This window comes from Haliea alexandrii (genome assembly GCF_003719295.1).
In the GTDB taxonomy this organism is placed as follows: domain Bacteria; phylum Pseudomonadota; class Gammaproteobacteria; order Pseudomonadales; family Halieaceae; genus Haliea; species Haliea alexandrii.
This window is the reverse complement of sequence record NZ_RFLW01000001.1, coordinates 1,690,920-1,706,015: the sequence shown is the minus strand read 5'-3', so window position 1 is coordinate 1,706,015 and position 15,096 is coordinate 1,690,920. Positions and strand designations below refer to the sequence as shown.

The window sequence follows — 15,096 nt, the reverse complement described above, 5'->3', positions numbered from 1 at the left end:
CCGGCCGTCAGCCGACGGGGCGTAGTACGCCACTGCAATAGCGGCACAGGTAGCGGGCGCGCCCCTCGCGCATGCGGTTGTGACGCACAGTGGATACCGCGTGCTCGCGACAACCACAGTGGTAGGGATGGCGGCGCTGGCGACGCATCGGCACACCGTCCAGCGCAAGATCAAACGTCACCCGGGGCGGACGCCCAAACAGCTGCATCACCTGCTGCCACTGCGGCCCGTGCGGCTTCAGGCGTCGACGGGGATGACGCATGTGAACCACATAATGTGCCACTTCGTGCGGTACCGTGTGTTCCAGGTTTTCGTCGAAGTGACGGGCAAAAATCCAGGGGTTGTAGCGAATACTGCAGTTCACTCCCTGCGCCCGGAACATGCCGGCACTGCCGCCGCTTAAGTCAAAAAGTACGGTTGGCAGCGCAAGTGGCTGCGCCAACAGGGCCGCCGCACGGTCAACCCAGGCCTGGGTTGCAGCGATCACCTGCGCACGTTGCGCCATGCCAATCGGCTCGATGGATACGCGGGCGGATGTGTCGTCGCTGCTCATGGCGCCATTGTAACCGCGATGTGCGTGCGGCTTCACCACGCCTGTTCGTGACAGAGTGCCAGCCACTCGCGCAGTGCAGCGGTATGAAATTTCTGCCGGTGCAGCACAATATGCAGGCGCCGCGTAAAATCGCGATGCGGCACCCGCAAGGGTACGAGAGAGCCGCGGGCAAAGGCCTCAACCAGGCTAATGCGCGACAGGCAGCCCACGCCCAGGCCCGCCTCCACGGCACGTTTGATGGCCTCGGTGTGCTGCAGTTCAAGGGCCAGACGCAATGCGGGCAGGACGCCATGCATGGCGCGATCAAAGGTCTGCCGGGTACCGGAACCCGGCTCCCGCACAATCCACTCCAGAGACAGCAGGTCGTCATCAGTGAGCGCGCGGCGCCGCGCCAGCGGGTGGCCGGGCGCCGCGAACACGGTAAGTTCATCCGCCTGCCAAGGTTCACAGCTCAAATCGGGGTGGCTCAGCTCCCCCTCAACCAGGCCGATATCGAGTTCATAGTGTGCCACCTTCTCGGCGATGGCCGCCGTATTCGCAACGCTGAGCGCCACATCAGCCGCCGGGAAGCGCGTGCGAAAAGCCGCAATCATAGGGACCGCGAGATAATTGCCAATGGTCAGAGTGGCGCCGAGCTGCAGGCGTCCGCTGACCTCTTCCCCCAGCATCCCCTGCTCCAGCGCGCGCGCCCGATCGAGCAACTCCTCCGCTGCCGGACGCAGCTGACGCCCCAGCTCGCTGAGGCGCAGCCGCTTGCCGAGGCGGTCGAACAGTTGCACATCGAATTGTTGCTCGAGTTCGCGCAGCGAGCCGCTTGCGGCTGACTGCGACATGGCAAGGTCCGACGCCGCCCGACTGATGTTCTCGTGTTGCGCCGTGGCAATGAACACCTCCAACTGCCTCAAGGTGTAGCGCATAAAGGCTCCAATATCGGTTTTACCGTTATCATATATTTATAAAAACTGTTTTACCAATATATACCCCGTGCTTACAGTAGCGCCACTGCACACAACTACTCGGGAGAAAGAACATGGCGACGTTGCTGCGTGAACGCGTTACCGAGGTACACCACTGGACAGACCGCCTGTTCAGCTTCAAGACCACGCGCAATCCGGGCTTTCGCTTCGAAAACGGGCACTTCACCATGATTGGTCTGGAACGCGAGGGACGGCCACTGTTGCGGGCCTACAGCATGGCCAGCGCCAACTACGAGGACCAGCTCGAGTTCTTCAGCATCAAAGTGGCTGATGGCCCCCTGACCTCACAGCTGCAGAACATCCGCGTCGGTGACGAACTATTGGTCAACAGCAAGGCGACGGGCACGCTAATCCTCGACAACCTTTTGCCGGGGCGCAACCTCTACCTGCTGGGCACCGGCACCGGACTCGCCCCCTTCCTGAGCATCATCAAGGATCCCGCCATTTACGAGCGCTTTGAGCGGGTCATCCTGGCGCACGGTTGCCGCAACGTGAGCGAGCTGGCCTATCAGGACGCGATTACCCGCGAGTTGCCGGCGCATGAATACCTCGGTGACGAGATTCGCGGCAAACTGATCTACTACCCTACCGTCACCCGCGAAGCTTTCCGCAATACCGGCCGTCTGACCGACCTCCTGCGCAGCGACAAGCTGCCGGCCGATGTGGGGCTGCCGCCAGTCGACCCCGACCATGACCGCTTTATGCTCTGTGGCAGCCCCAGCATGCTGAAAGACATGGGCGAACTGCTCAAAGAGCGCGGCTTCCAGGAATCACGCCACGGCAAGGCCGCCCACTACGTCATTGAGCGGGCCTTCGTGGAAAGCTGATTAAACCGCGTCGGCGACCTGCAGGGATTCGCGGAGCTCGCGTTTGAGAAACTTGCCATTGGCATTTCTCGGCAGCGGCTCCGGCAAAAACCAGATATGCCGAGGCACTTTGTAGGGCGCGAGCTGACCAGCACAGTGGGCTCGCAAATGTGCGGCGTCGAGCTCTACGCCGGGTTGCAGATACACCGCGGCCCCCACCTCCTCGCCGAGGCGCTCATCCGCTACCGAGAACACCACACACTCGGCCACGGCGTCATGGGCAAACAGCGCGTTCTCGACTTCTGCGCAGTACACATTTTCCCCGCCCCGCAGCACCATGTCTTTGGCCCGGTCGACCAGGAAGATAAATCCGTCCTGATCGATACGCGCGATGTCGCCCGTATGCAACCAGCCGTCGGTGATCGACTCTGCGGTCGCATCCGCGCGGTTAAGGTAACCCTTGATGACCGGCGCCCCGCGCACCCAGAGCTCACCGATGGCGTCGGCGCCCAGATCCTCACCGGAGGGCCCTACGCACTTGGCCTCCAACGTGGGCACGGCGGGCCCCACGCTGGACGGCTTGTCGACAAAAAAGTCAGCTGACACCGCGGCGATGATGCCCGAGGTTTCGGTCATGCCGTAGCCCGTATTCGGCCGCGCCGCCCCTGAACGGGCCTGGATTTTCTCCACCAGGTCCGGTTGTAGCGCGGCACCACCGCCGCCAAGGACCAGCAGCGACGAGGTATCGCGATGGGCAAAATCGGGATGCATGAGAATTTCCCTGGCCATCATGGGCACACCATTGAATGTGGTGATCGCCTCTTCTTCAATCAGCCGCAGTGCATCCGCCGCATCCCATTTATACATGTGCACCAGCTTGCCCCCGGCCAGGGTGGTGGCATGCGCCACGCAGTTATTGGCGGTGACATGGAACAGCGGAGTTGCCAGCAGGGAGTTGGGGGCGGGAGAAGCACCCGGCGCTGGCGGCGTTGTGCCCTTGGCCAAGGCCACTGCCATGGGCTGAACGGTGTTAATGAACGCCACATTCATCACATTGGCAACACAGCCCCGGTGCGTGAGGCGCGCTCCCTTGGGGCGCCCGGTGGTGCCTGATGTGTAGAATATACAGGCATCGTCTTCCGGGGCGATCGCAACCGCCGGCAGGTCCGGCCTGGCATTGATGACCTCAACCCAGTCTGTCGCCCAGGCTGGCGCTTCGTCCTGCAGGCGCACCGTAACGACCTTCATGGCAGAAAAGCGCTCACGGATCTCACTGAACCGCTGCAATCGCTCACGATCGCAGATCAGTACCTGCGGCGCCGAATCCTCAAGGGCGAACGCCATTTCCTGCGCAACCCACCAGGCGTTCATCCCCACCACCACAGCCCCCATGGACGTGACGGCCCAGTAGGCGAGCATCCACTCGGGATAATTGCGCATGGCGATCGCCACCCGGTCACCGGGGCCTACCCCCGCATCGTGCAACCAGCGCGCAATGCTGGCGGTGAACGTGTGCGCCTCGCTGTAGGTGCAGCGCTCGCCGCTGAATACCAGGTAGTCCTTGTCTGCATGCCCGGCGGTACTCAACCAGATTTCACGCAGGGAAGGCGGCGCGTGGCTGAAGGTGCGAATCGGTACACCGCCCACCGTTTCGGTTGTCACCTCAAATGGCTGCCCGGGCCCTGTCAATTCTTGCCATGCCTGCTTCAAGTGCTCGTACACAGTAAAACCTCTGTTAGACTTCTGCTGGTGAGGAAGCGGCAGCATACCCCGACCGCTTGGTGTGCTCAACGCTCGTCCACGATGTCGGCGCAGGTCAACAATATTGTCGCCCCGCGTCATTGTGGCACGCCGCGCAGCGCGCCAGACTACACGTTGAATAACACAAGCCAAGGGATGATCATGAGCTCGCAGCAACTGGACACCAAGCGTCTCTCTGCCTACCTGGCAGACCACCTGCCCAACATGGATGACAGCCTCACCGCAGAGAAATTCCCCGGCGGACAATCAAACCCCACATTCAAGCTGACCGCGGGCGGGCGCTCCTATGTGCTGCGGCGGAAACCGCCGGGTGAGCTGCTGCCCTCTGCCCACGCGGTCGACCGTGAATTCCGGGTCATCAGTGCGCTGCAGAATACGGACGTGCCCGTGCCCCGAACCCACGTGTTGTGTGAAGACGAATCGGTCATTGGCTCGATGTTCTACGTCATGGAATACATGGAAGGCCGTATCCTATGGGACCCGGTACTGCCGGATGCCGCAGACAACGCGGAGCGCAGTGCAATCTACGATGCCATGAACGCGACCATGGCAGCGCTGCACAATGTCGACGTGGACGCGGTGGGCCTGTCTGACTACGGCAAACCCGGGAACTACTTCGAACGTCAGCTGGCGCGCTGGACCCGACAATACCGTGCCTCCGAAACAGAAACCGTGGCCAATATGGAAACCCTGCTGACCTGGCTGCCGGCGAACATGCCGGCGGACGACGGCACCGTGAGCCTGGTACACGGCGACTACCGGCTGGACAACATGATGTTCCACCCCACCGAGCCGCGCGTGATTGCCCTGCTCGACTGGGAGCTTTCCACCCTCGGCCACCCCCTCGCCGACCTCGCCAACCAGTGCATGGCATGGATGCTGCCGCGCGACAGCAGCATGAAAGGATTGGCCGGGGTCGACCGTGCGTCACTGGGTATTCCCACGGACGAGGAATACATTGCGCGCTACTGCGAACGCACCGGGCGCACGGGAATCGAGAACTGGAACTTCTACCTGACCTTTTCGCTGTTTCGCCTGGCCGCCATCGTGCAGGGTATCAAGAAGCGCGCGCTAATCGGCACCGCCTCCAGCCAGGAAGCCGACGCGAGGGCGAATCTGGTGGGGCCCCTGTCACAGCTGGCCGTTGACCTCATCCGCTGACATGTGTGGTGGCGACCGCCCTGAGTCGCCGCCAAGATGCATCCAGCAGGCGCCACCACGCGTACATGGAGGCACATCCATCACCAGCGGCGGCACACTACCATGCCCGATACACTCTATTACGATGGGCACTGCCCTTTGTGCACGCGTGAAATGGCAAAACTTGGCCAGTTGTGTGATGCGCAGCTGCAGCTCGCAGATATTCACTGCCTGCCGCCCGTCAATAGTCTGGAGCCGACAGACGGTTCAGTGCCCGCAGACGCCCTGCCATCGCGGGACACGCTGCTGAAAACGCTGCACCTGCGCACGGCGGAAGGCCAATGGCTAACCGGCATTGATGCCAACGTTGCGGCCTGGCAACACACCCGGCTGGGCCCCCTGTGGCGCTGGCTGCGCTGGCCGCTGATACGCCCCGTAGCCGATCGGGTTTACCGGCTCTGGGCTGAGCGCCGCTACCGGCGCCTGTACTCCTCATAGGAAGCACACATGCATTTCACCGCACACGATATCGGCGCGATGGGGTCTCGCTACCGCGCCGCGTTTATCAACTCCCTGAGTGGCTTCAAGCCCGCCAACCTGGTGGGTACCGCCGATGCCGCCGGCAACAGCAACCTGGCCATCATCAGCTCCGTGGTTCACCTCGGCTCACACCCGCCCCTGCTGGCATTGATCGTGCGTCCCAGCCCGGTTGAGCGCCACACGCTGGAAAATATTCTCGACACGCGGTGCTACACCATCAACCACGTGCAACAGAACTTCATTGAAGCGGCCCACCAGACCGCAGCGAGATATCCACGAGAGCAGTCCGAATTTACCGCGACCGGACTCGGCGAGCATTGGGTGACGGGGTTTGCAGCACCTTTCGTGCGCGAAGCCACCGTGCGCATGGGCCTGGAGCTGCGCGAACATCACCATCTGCAAATCAACGATACGCATCTGGTGATTGGGGAAGTGGTACTGGTTGATGTGCCTGACGAGGCATTGGGCGAGGATGGTGCCGTCGATATCAATGCCGCGGACAGCGTGGCCCTGAGCGGGCTGGACAGCTATTACACGACTTCGCGCGTGCGCCGCATGGCCTATGCGAAACCGGACCTGCCGCCGAGACCCATTGACTGAGCGTTAATCCTCCGCCTGCTCCAGCTCCTGCACCTGGTAGTCCAGCTCGGCCATTTTCTCGTTGAGCAGACCGCGGGCGTCAGCCAGCCCACGGTTATAGAAATAGGGACCGAGCTCTTCCGCCAGAAAGTCCACCAGGAATTCGGCATCAAAGCTGCCTATTTCCTGCTGCAATTCATCGCGCAGGTAGCCCTTGACCTTGCTCGCCATGCGCTCTTTCTGTTCCCGCGAAAACGCCGGCGCCTTCACGCCTCCGCCTCAATCATGCCAACACCGTCATGCAACTGCTCGCCCCGGCTCTCCCGACGTGTCTTTCTTGGCCGAGGCGGCAGCTGACCGCGACGGGCTCTTGCGCCGGGTCTTCACCCGCGCCTTGGCGCTCGTACGCTTGCTCTTCGGAGCAGTATCAAGTGCCGCCAGCTGTTCGCGCTGCGCTTCACGGTCAGACCGCGTCGGTGGTGGTCGGCGCCGTGAAGCCCGCGGTCGACGGTATTTTTCGCTATCGGGGCGCAGGTCGCCGTACTCGAAGCGATTGAGAATCTCTTCCATCGCCCGGCTGATCTTGGTGCAGATGCGTATGGCCTCAATGTTGGGGAAAGCCGAGTGCGCGCCCCCCTCCATCAGCGCCACCAGCTCCTTCTCGGACAGGTGGGACAGAATCTTCGCCGGATTATACCAGCGGAAACTGGGCACAATGTTGATGTCGCCGCTGTACTCCTGGTCAATCAGGGAGTGAATGCCGTTCATCAACAGGTTGAAGCGCGGCCAGTTGTCGCCGTTCTTTTGCACCACACCGCGGTAGAAATTGAGCACTTCGCGGCCAATACCCACGCCCAGAGTGCCCAGGGCCGCACTGAGGCCATTGCTCTTGTGGTTGCCGCGCAAAAAAGGCGTGGCAATGGGGTTCACCATACTGACGATATAGTGGTTTGTGCTGAACAGCCGCGACAGCCGCTTCGCCGGCAGGTCGTCGGCGATGGAGCCATCAACCCACTTGCGCGTCGGCAGGTAGGGTTGGGATTCGCCGTGCACGTTCTTCGCCATCAGCATTACGGGCGGGAATACCCCGGGCACCGCACAGGAGGCCATCACCGCCGAACGCACATAGACGTTGGGGGACGTAATGGCGTTCAGCAGCCGCGAGCGCTGATGTGTTTCCGCCGGCGCAACTGTGATACTGATCTGGCGCCCGGTCTTTTCGTAGGCTTCCTGAAAGGTCATTTCCGGAATCAGGCGAGCGATAATGTTCTCCAGGTCGCGCACATCAATTTGCGGATTGCGCCCGAAGAACATGCGTGAAAAAACGCTCGCCTCACGCTCCGCCTCGAAGTGCACGTTGCCGGGATCGAAGAAATGCCGGAGCTCTTCGTCCGTGTGGGAGCCCACAACGCCCGCCACCAAAGAGCCCGCGCTGGAGCCGGAAATAACACGCGGCAGCAGGCCCTGTTCCAGCAACGTCTTGACCACGCCCAGATGATAGAAACCCAGCACACCGCCGCCACTCAACATCAGGGCTGACCGACCGAAGCAGATGTTCGCACGGTAGAAGAAATCGAGCTTCTGCTGCAGGGTGACGTCGTCGCTCTCCAGCTCGGCAAGATAGCGCAGGGAATCGGTCACCTCGTCAATGTACTGTTCGATCAGATGCTTGGTGCCGAACTTGGCATTCTGGTAGAGCGCGCTGCGCCCCATACCACCCATGTTGCCGTGAATGCCCTCGTTGAGAGTGAACAGCAGGCCCTGATAATCGTGGCGGGAGCGCAGGCTGCGCAAGCGGTCGAGGCGCAGCCGGATCTGGCTGTAGTCGTATTGCGTCGTCTGGTCCACCTCGCGCCAGCGGCGCTTGCCGGACTGCTCGTCGTGCGCGATGGCGGCTTCACGCCACTCATCGTAATTTGAACAGCTCGCCATCTGGCGTTCCAGCTGGGCGAGTTTACGGGACGTTCTCATGGGCTACCTCTTTGCCGGAGACTCCTCCAAGGATACTGCAAAGGCCACCGGCAATACAGGTTAAATCTGGCCAGAGGCTATGCACCCAAACCGCCGCACACCGGCTCTGCTGGCAGCCCCGACGTGGTCAGGAGGGCTTGTCCTTGTCCTCTTGCTCCGGCAAATCCCGGTGCACACCGCGGTATTCCTCTACCAGATGGCGCTTGTACAGCTTGCCATTGTCCATACGCGGCAACTGCTGATGGAAGTCCAGGGAGCGCGGCAGTTTGATGTGTGAAAGGCGCTCGCGCAGCCACTCCATGATCTCGATCGCCACCTCATCCGTCGCATCCGCCCAGTTCATGGGCTGAACCACGGCTTTCACCTCCTCGCCAAACTCCTCGTTGGGAATACCGAACACGGCAACGTCCGCCACCTTGCCGTGCGTGATCAAGAGGTTTTCGATTTCCTGCGGATAAATGTTCACACCGCCACTGATGATCATGAAGTTCTTGCGGTCTGTGAGGTAAAGGAAACCGTCCTTGTCCAGGTAGCCCAGATCACCTGTGGTCGCCCAGCCACGTTCGTTGAAAGCCTCAGCCGTTTTGCCCGGTTCGTCGTGATAGCTGAACTGGACCTGTTCACCGCTGAAGTAAATGGTGCCGATTTCACCCGGTGGCAGTTCGTTTCCTTCGTCGTCCACCACATGTACCGATCCCATCAGCGAGGGACCCACCGAACCTTTGTGGGTGAGCCAGTTGGCGGAGTCGATCATCGTGATACCAATGCCCTCACTGGCGGCGTAGTACTCGACGATGACCTCGCCCCACCAGGCGATCATCTGCTCCTTGACTTCAATCGGGCACGGGGCCGCAGCGTGAATGGCAAATTGCATGCTGCTGACATCGTACCGCGCGCGCACGTCCTCGGGCAGCTTCAGCATACGTACAAACATGATGGGCACCCACTGGCTGTGTGTTACCCGGTGCTCTTCAATGAGGGCCAGCGCAGCTTCGGCGTCGAACGTCTCCATCACCACGCTGGTGCCGCCCTGATACAGGGTCATCATGTTGTAGTGCAAGGGTGCCGCGTGATAGAGCGGCGCGGGTGACAGGTAGACCGTTTCCTCACCAAAACCAAACACCGCACCCAGACTGCCTGCCAGCGGGTGCACCGCATTGACGTCGTCGCTGGCCGGTGGGAGGAATACGCCCTTGGGCTTGCCGGTGGTGCCCGATGAGTAGAGCATGGGCACACCATTGGCCTCGTCCGCAATGCGCTCGGCCGGCTGCAGGCCAATGCTGTCATCCCAGGACTCGTAGCCGTCCAGAATACCATCCACCATCAAATAGTGTTTGATGCGCGAGGTGCCCAGCGCAAGAATTTCGCCTGCCACAGCTGCCAGCGCGTGAGACGCGATGAACAGCTTGGCCCCGCAGTTTTCCAGGATATAAGCGGTTTCATCACGTTTCAGGTGGGTACTGATTGGCGTGAAGATCAGCCCCGCTCGCTGGGCCCCCCAGCAGATTTCCAGGAACTGGCGACAGTTCACCAGCATCATGCCGATATGGTCACCTTTCTTCAGGCCCAGCGAGCGAAACAACTGAGCCGCCTGGTTGCTGCGCTCGTCGAGCTCGGCGTAAGTCACTACCTCGCCGGTTGCGCCCATGATGATGGCTGGCTTGTGGGGGTACGTCTCTGCGGTTATTGCTGGATGTGGCATGTCACGATCCTTGCTGCTGGCTATGCGGGATAGCGCGCCATCATAAGACGCGATATCCAGCGAGGCAATGTATCAGCGCGCTCGCATCAGGCCCTGCTGCGATGCGGACGCTACCAGCACCCCTTCGCGATTATAGAAACGCCCGTGGGCGAGACCGCGACCTGCGGCGACGCGCTCCGCCTCCACCGTGTGCAGTAGCCACTCATCCGCCCTGATGGGGCCGTGAAACCACAGCGCGTGATCCAGGCTCGCCAGTTGAATGTCATCACGCAGGTAAGAGCGACCGGTGGCAGCGAGGCAAACGTCGATCAACAGCGTGTCGGAAAAATAGGCCAGCAGGCTGGCATGAACGGCGTCCGGCTCGTTCAGGCAGCCGTTGGTCTTTACCCAGGCAGAAAGTACCGGCGGCAATGGGCGCGGATTGTGCCAGTCGACCACGGTGATCATGCGTACGTCCAGATCTTCTCCCGTGACCAGTGGAAAGGCATCATCGAAATCGCCGGTTTCAAGCGCTTTCTGGCGCTCGCTGATGAGGCTCTCAGGCGGCGGCACCTCGGGTGCCGTGCGCTGGTAATCAGCACTCGCACCGGTGGTCTGGAACGATACCGATGACACCAGTATCGGCTTGCCGCGCTGCAGGGCCACCACGCGCCGGGAACTCAGGCTGCCCCCGTCCAGCGCGCGATCCACTTCCAGACGGATCGACTCGGCCGGATCTCCGGGGCGCAGGAAGTAGGCGTGCTGGGAGTGCACCGCCCGCTCGACCGGCACAGTGGCCGCGGCCGCACGCAAGGCCTGTGCCAAAACCTGACCGCCGAACACGCGCGGGGCCCGCGGGTGCATGTTGTCGGCGATGAACACATCCTCACTGACAAAACGTGGCGTGAGTACCTGCAACAACTGGTCGAGCATGAGGTGAATCCACTATGATGCACTGATATAACCGCGCATTATCCCGGATACGGCCCGCCAGCTCCAGACACGAGGCCCATCCAAACCCAGCGAGGATCCTGATGCACGCTTCGCCAACACCAGCAGCACTGCGCCAGCGCATTCGCGCGGGTGAGCACACGGGGAATACCTCAGGCTGCGCGCCCGGCTTCGTTCAGTGCAACATCGTCATTCTACCTGAAGCCTGGGCGAACGACTTCCTCCGTTTCTGCCAGGCCAACCCCAAGCCCTGCCCGCTCATTGCCGTTGCCGCCGCCCCGGGTGACCCTGCCCTGCCGCCACTCGGAGACATCGATATTCGCACCGACGTACCCCGCTACCGGCTGTTTCGCAACGGCGTTTTCGAGACCGAACTCGGCGACCTGAGCGTCCTCTGGCAGCCCGATCTGGTGACCTTTGCGCTCGGTTGCTCGTTCTCCTTTGAGGAGGCGTTGATCGCCGACGGGCTGGATGTACGCAATGTGTCCGAGGGGGTGAACGTGCCCATGTATCGCACAAACCTGCCCTGCACAGCGGCAGGCCCTTTCGCCGGTAACATGGTGGTCAGCATGCGTCCCATGCGCGCAGCCGACGCGATTCGCGCAGTGCAGATCTGTACCCGCTTTCCCTCGGTGCACGGCGCTCCGGTACACCTCGGCGACCCCGCCCTTATCGGCATCGCTGACATCAACCGGCCCGACTACGGCGATCCGGTAACAATTGCAGCAGACGAATTGCCCGTATTCTGGGCTTGCGGGGTGACGCCCCAGGTCGCGTTGGAGCAGGCAAAACCGCCGCTTGCCATCACCCACAGCCCGGGCTGCATGCTGGTCACCGACCTGCGCAATAGCCAGCTGGCCGTGCTCTGATCGCGCCCCTTACCACAGGAAACCACCGTATGCTCCTCAACTGCGACCTCGGCGAAAGTTATGGTAGCTGGCACATGGGCATGGACGAGGCCATTATGCCGCATATCGACCAGGCCAATATCGCCTGTGGCTTTCACGCCGGCGACCCGCTCACCATCGACCGTACACTGGCGCTGGCCGCGCGCCACGAGGTGCAGGTGGGCGCGCACCCTGCCTACCCGGACCTGGTGGGCTTCGGCCGGCGCAGCATGGCCCTGAGCGAGCAGGAACTTGCCAGCAGCCTGCGCTATCAGATTGCCGCGCTGGACGGCATGGCCGCCTGCCACAATCTGCAGGTGGCCTACGTCAAGCCACACGGCGCGCTGTATAACGACATGATGGTCGATCCCGCCGTGCGTGCCGCGGTCATGCGCAGCGTTGCCAGTTACCACCGCCCCCTGGCGCTCATGCTACAGGCGACACCCGAGGCTGAGGCCCACCGCGAGGAAGCGCAGCAACACGGGCTTGCGTTACGGTTCGAGGCCTTTGCCGACCGTTGCTACGCGGACGACGGCCGGCTGCTGTCGCGCCGCCTGCCGGGCGCAGTGCACGATCGTGAGCACATGCTGGCCCAGGTACGGCAATTGCTCGATCACGGCACCATCACCACCCGCGGGGGCAAGGTGCTGGCCCTGGCCGTGGACTCTCTATGCGTACACGGCGACAACCCCGAGGGGGTCATGGCCATTGAGGAGATACAGCAGTTGACCTCGGGAAGTTCGGAACACCCATGCAGCTGAAACATGCAGGTGAAAACGCCGTGCTGATCTCCTTTGCGGAGGAGAACGCCGCCGCGCCCCCCGGCCCCCGCGAGGCGGCTCAGGTTCGCGCCGCGGCTGAGGCGGCTCGGGCGGCCCTGCAGGAAGACCTGATCGACCTGGTGCCGTCCTATGCCTCGCTGCTGGTGATCTACGACGCCCTGCGCACCGACCATTTCAGCGTTGTGCACCGTTTGCAGGCGCTGCAAGGGACCATCGAAGCCGCCACCGCAGGTGGCGGCGGCCGCGAGATCGAATTACCCGTGTACTACAGCCCGGAAACCGGTGCTGACCTGGAACGCCTGGCGCGGGAGGCGGACCTGACTGTGGCCGAGGTGATCACACTGCACTGCGCGACCCAATACACCGTCTATGCCATTGGCTTCGCACCGGGCTTTGCCTACCTCGGCCACGTCGACTCACGTATCGCCGCGCCGCGACTGACGACCCCGCGGCAGCGCGTGCCACGCGGCGCGGTGGCAATTGCGGACCGGCAGACCGCTGTCTACCCCGCCGTGTCACCGGGAGGCTGGAACCTGATTGGCAACTGCCCGCAACGCCTGTTTGATCCGCATCAGGATCCGCCCATGCCGGTTGCCGTGGGCGATAGCGTGCGCTTTGTCGCAATTGATCGGCAGCGTTTTATCGAACTGGGCGGCGAGCTCGCGTGAGCCTGTGTGTACGGCAACCGGGGCTGCTCAGCCTGCTGCAGGATCGCGGCCGCTTTGGCCAACACCATCTTGGCCTCACCACCGGCGGCCCCATGGACCTGGAGGCGTTTCTACTCTGTCAGCGCTTACTCGGCAACGATCCGAACTGCACGTTGATAGAGTGTAGCTTTGGCGGTCTGGAGCTCGATGTGGAAACCGACACACTGCTCTGTGTAACAGGTGCCGAGGCGCCGCTGCTGATCAATGGTCAGCCGCGGGATCTCTGGACCAGTCACCGTGTTCAAGGCGGCGACCGGGTGCAGCTCGGCCACGCTGAACACGGTTGCCGCAACTATATTGGTGTGGTCGATGGCTTTGCGGTAAGCCCGCAATTCGGCAGCACGGCGACCGTGCTGCGCGAGGGACTCGGAGGCCTGCGCGGCGAAAAACTGGCGCCCGGCGATGTTCTGCCGTGCCGGCCGGACACACAGCGTCGACGACTGCAGCTGCCCGCGACCGAGCGCCCCCATTACGGTGCGCAACTGACGGTACGTGTGGTGCCGGGCTACCAACAGGCGCATTTTCCGAGGCTGCAGCAACGTCGCTTCTACAGCTCCCCCTGGACGGTATCGCAGCGCGCTGATCGCATGGGTTATCGTCTGGAGGGCCCGCCCATCAAGGGCGATATTACCGGTATTGTTTCAGAAGGCATTTGCCTGGGTGCGATCCAGATACCGGCCGATGGCCAGCCTATCGTCCTGCTGAATGACAGGCAGACCATCGGCGGCTACCCAAAGCTGGGCGCCGCGCTCTCGGTCGATGCCGCCCGCATGAGCCAGTTGCGGCCCGGCGCTACCGTGCACTTTGCCGCCATCAGCCCCCATGCGGCACACAACGTCTTGCACCTGCAACACTGGCGCATGCGACACATACCACTGCAATCACCACCTGAGGAGTAAACGCCGTGGACGAACAAGTCCTGAGCGAAGCCATTGAGACCCTGCTGGTGGCACGCAATCCACGTCAAATGCAGGTGGCCCGCGCCGCGCTTCCCGCGGGCTACTACCTGCGTGCGGCACAGCGCTTGCGCGATATCCGCGGTACCGTATTGATCGGCACCGGCTTTCCGGTCGCGGGCACCTTCGAGACCGATGGCCCGGTCGGCGCCATCGCCCTGTACCAGGCCCTGCAGGCGCTCGGCGCCGAGCCGATGATTGCCTGTGCTACACCGCTGGCTCAGGTGCTGGCGAGCGCCTACCGGATCCTGCCGCTGGAGCGCGAGCCAGCGGATGACGGTTCGGCACTCGCCGCCGGCTGGCTCGCGACCCATGCACCCAGCGCCATTATCTCTATCGAACGCCCGGGGATGGCGGCCGATGGCCGCTACTACAACATGCGCGGGGAGGACATCAGCGCCGGTTGCGGCGTATTCGACCCCTTCCTGACCCTGGCGGAATGCCCCACGATCGCGATTGGCGATGGTGGCAATGAGATCGGCATGGGGAATATCGCCAACGCCATCGCCGGGTTGGACATACAGGTATCAGTCACCCCCTGTGACGAGCTGCTGGTCGCTGATGTTTCCAACTGGGGTGCCTATGGTCTGCTGGCGTTCCTGGGCCTGTGGTCAGAACGCGATCTGCTCGCCGAGTTCTCGCCACTGGCCACCTTGCGCTACCTGTCCGAACGCGGCAGCGTGGATGGTGTCACACGCAGGAACACGCTCACAGAAGATGGGCTGCCGCCCTCCGAGAGCGAATCGGTCATCCGCCAGCTGCGCACGCTCACCGGTTTTCTCGAGGCGGCGGCGTGAGCACTTGG

Annotated in this window: 16 protein-coding genes; 9 read left to right on the top strand and 7 right to left on the bottom strand. The window is 62.4% G+C overall.

The features are described from left to right. Positions 1-7: 7 nt before the first annotated feature. Both EGJ68_RS07700 and EGJ68_RS07695 read right to left on the bottom strand, forming a co-directional pair. Entirely contained in the window at positions 8-589 is a 582-nt protein-coding gene (locus EGJ68_RS07700; protein ID WP_233248713.1) for a SprT family zinc-dependent metalloprotease, read from the bottom strand. Continuing rightward, the gene (locus EGJ68_RS07695) at positions 586-1,470 is read right to left on the bottom strand and encodes a LysR family transcriptional regulator (protein ID WP_123033848.1); all 885 of its coding nucleotides are present in this window, start codon (positions 1,468-1,470) and stop codon (positions 586-588) included. The genes EGJ68_RS07700 and EGJ68_RS07695 overlap by 4 nt, the downstream gene beginning before the upstream one ends. Before the next feature lie 113 nt (positions 1,471-1,583). On the opposite strand from EGJ68_RS07695, the gene EGJ68_RS07690 reads away from it, so the two are divergent. Then, positions 1,584-2,357 (top strand): ferredoxin--NADP reductase, encoded by a 774-nt coding sequence (locus EGJ68_RS07690; protein ID WP_123033847.1) that lies wholly within the window; start codon positions 1,584-1,586, stop codon positions 2,355-2,357. Here EGJ68_RS07690 and EGJ68_RS07685 read toward each other — a convergent pair whose 3' ends face one another. Further along, positions 2,358-3,998: a class I adenylate-forming enzyme family protein gene (locus tag EGJ68_RS07685; protein ID WP_233248712.1), complete on the bottom strand. Its 1,641-nt coding sequence runs from the start codon at positions 3,996-3,998 to the stop codon at positions 2,358-2,360. It abuts the gene before it with no gap. Between the two features lie 240 nt (positions 3,999-4,238). Between EGJ68_RS07685 and EGJ68_RS07680 the strand changes: the two genes are divergently transcribed. From EGJ68_RS07680 to EGJ68_RS07670, 3 genes are all read left to right on the top strand, one after another. Further along, entirely contained in the window at positions 4,239-5,258 is a 1,020-nt protein-coding gene (locus EGJ68_RS07680) for a phosphotransferase family protein (RefSeq protein ID WP_123034115.1), read from the top strand. A 102-nt stretch (positions 5,259-5,360) separates the two neighbouring features. Continuing rightward, a complete protein-coding gene (locus EGJ68_RS07675) occupies positions 5,361-5,735 on the top strand; it encodes a thiol-disulfide oxidoreductase DCC family protein (protein ID WP_123033845.1) in 375 nt (124 codons plus the stop codon). A gap of 9 nt (positions 5,736-5,744) precedes the next feature. Beyond that, positions 5,745-6,377 carry a flavin reductase family protein gene (locus EGJ68_RS07670; RefSeq protein WP_123033844.1) on the top strand — a complete coding sequence of 211 codons (633 nt, stop codon included), beginning with the start codon at positions 5,745-5,747 and terminating at the stop codon, positions 6,375-6,377. A 3-nt stretch (positions 6,378-6,380) separates the two neighbouring features. On the opposite strand, the gene EGJ68_RS07665 is transcribed toward EGJ68_RS07670, so the two are convergent. The 4 genes from EGJ68_RS07665 to EGJ68_RS07650 all read right to left on the bottom strand — a co-directional run bounded on the left by EGJ68_RS07665 (position 6,381) and on the right by EGJ68_RS07650 (position 10,941). Next, positions 6,381-6,626, bottom strand: coding sequence for a DUF2164 domain-containing protein (locus EGJ68_RS07665; protein WP_123033843.1), 246 nt, complete (start codon positions 6,624-6,626; stop codon positions 6,381-6,383). Positions 6,627-6,653: 27 nt separating this feature from the next. Further along, positions 6,654-8,327 (bottom strand): DUF3336 domain-containing protein, encoded by a 1,674-nt coding sequence (locus EGJ68_RS07660; protein WP_123033842.1) that lies wholly within the window; start codon positions 8,325-8,327, stop codon positions 6,654-6,656. A 127-nt stretch (positions 8,328-8,454) separates the two neighbouring features. Further along, entirely contained in the window at positions 8,455-10,029 is a 1,575-nt protein-coding gene (locus EGJ68_RS07655) for an acyl-CoA synthetase (RefSeq protein WP_123033841.1), read from the bottom strand. A 72-nt stretch (positions 10,030-10,101) separates the two neighbouring features. Continuing rightward, the gene (locus EGJ68_RS07650; RefSeq protein WP_123033840.1) at positions 10,102-10,941 is read right to left on the bottom strand and encodes an acyl-CoA thioesterase; all 840 of its coding nucleotides are present in this window, start codon (positions 10,939-10,941) and stop codon (positions 10,102-10,104) included. 101 nt (positions 10,942-11,042) lie between these two features. Here EGJ68_RS07650 and EGJ68_RS07645 point away from each other — a divergent pair, with 101 nt between their 5' ends. Genes EGJ68_RS07645 through EGJ68_RS07625 form a run of 5 tightly spaced genes read left to right on the top strand, consistent with a single transcriptional unit; the run spans position 11,043 to position 15,088 of the window. Beyond that, positions 11,043-11,828 carry a putative hydro-lyase gene (locus tag EGJ68_RS07645; RefSeq protein ID WP_123033839.1) on the top strand — a complete coding sequence of 262 codons (786 nt, stop codon included), beginning with the start codon at positions 11,043-11,045 and terminating at the stop codon, positions 11,826-11,828. Positions 11,829-11,857: 29 nt separating this feature from the next. Continuing rightward, positions 11,858-12,607, top strand: coding sequence for a 5-oxoprolinase subunit PxpA (locus EGJ68_RS07640; RefSeq protein WP_123033838.1), 750 nt, complete (start codon positions 11,858-11,860; stop codon positions 12,605-12,607). Further along, entirely contained in the window at positions 12,598-13,296 is a 699-nt protein-coding gene (pxpB, locus tag EGJ68_RS07635; protein WP_123033837.1) for a 5-oxoprolinase subunit PxpB, read from the top strand. The genes EGJ68_RS07640 and pxpB overlap by 10 nt, the downstream gene beginning before the upstream one ends. After that, entirely contained in the window at positions 13,293-14,234 is a 942-nt protein-coding gene (locus EGJ68_RS07630) for a 5-oxoprolinase subunit C family protein (protein WP_123033836.1), read from the top strand. The genes pxpB and EGJ68_RS07630 overlap by 4 nt, the downstream gene beginning before the upstream one ends. A gap of 5 nt (positions 14,235-14,239) precedes the next feature. After that, positions 14,240-15,088, top strand: coding sequence for a glutamate cyclase domain-containing protein (locus tag EGJ68_RS07625; RefSeq protein WP_123033835.1), 849 nt, complete (start codon positions 14,240-14,242; stop codon positions 15,086-15,088). Positions 15,089-15,096: the final 8 nt, after the last annotated feature.

Excerpts from the sequence above, each read along its gene's own strand:
- EGJ68_RS07675 (WP_123033845.1), top strand. The coding sequence starts at position 5,361 with ATGCCCGATACACTCTATTACGATGGGCACTGCCCTTTGTGCACGCGT.
- EGJ68_RS07690 (WP_123033847.1), top strand. The coding sequence starts at position 1,584 with ATGGCGACGTTGCTGCGTGAACGCGTTACCGAGGTACACCACTGGACA.
- EGJ68_RS07655 (WP_123033841.1), bottom strand. The coding sequence starts at position 10,029 with ATGCCACATCCAGCAATAACCGCAGAGACGTACCCCCACAAGCCAGCC.
- EGJ68_RS07670 (WP_123033844.1), top strand. The coding sequence starts at position 5,745 with ATGCATTTCACCGCACACGATATCGGCGCGATGGGGTCTCGCTACCGC.
- EGJ68_RS07645 (WP_123033839.1), top strand. The coding sequence starts at position 11,043 with ATGCACGCTTCGCCAACACCAGCAGCACTGCGCCAGCGCATTCGCGCG.
- EGJ68_RS07695 (WP_123033848.1), bottom strand. The coding sequence starts at position 1,470 with ATGCGCTACACCTTGAGGCAGTTGGAGGTGTTCATTGCCACGGCGCAA.
- EGJ68_RS07640 (WP_123033838.1), top strand. The coding sequence starts at position 11,858 with ATGCTCCTCAACTGCGACCTCGGCGAAAGTTATGGTAGCTGGCACATG.
- EGJ68_RS07650 (WP_123033840.1), bottom strand. The coding sequence starts at position 10,941 with ATGCTCGACCAGTTGTTGCAGGTACTCACGCCACGTTTTGTCAGTGAG.
- EGJ68_RS07680 (WP_123034115.1), top strand. The coding sequence starts at position 4,239 with ATGAGCTCGCAGCAACTGGACACCAAGCGTCTCTCTGCCTACCTGGCA.
- pxpB (WP_123033837.1), top strand. The coding sequence starts at position 12,598 with ATGCAGCTGAAACATGCAGGTGAAAACGCCGTGCTGATCTCCTTTGCG.
- EGJ68_RS07660 (WP_123033842.1), bottom strand. The coding sequence starts at position 8,327 with ATGAGAACGTCCCGTAAACTCGCCCAGCTGGAACGCCAGATGGCGAGC.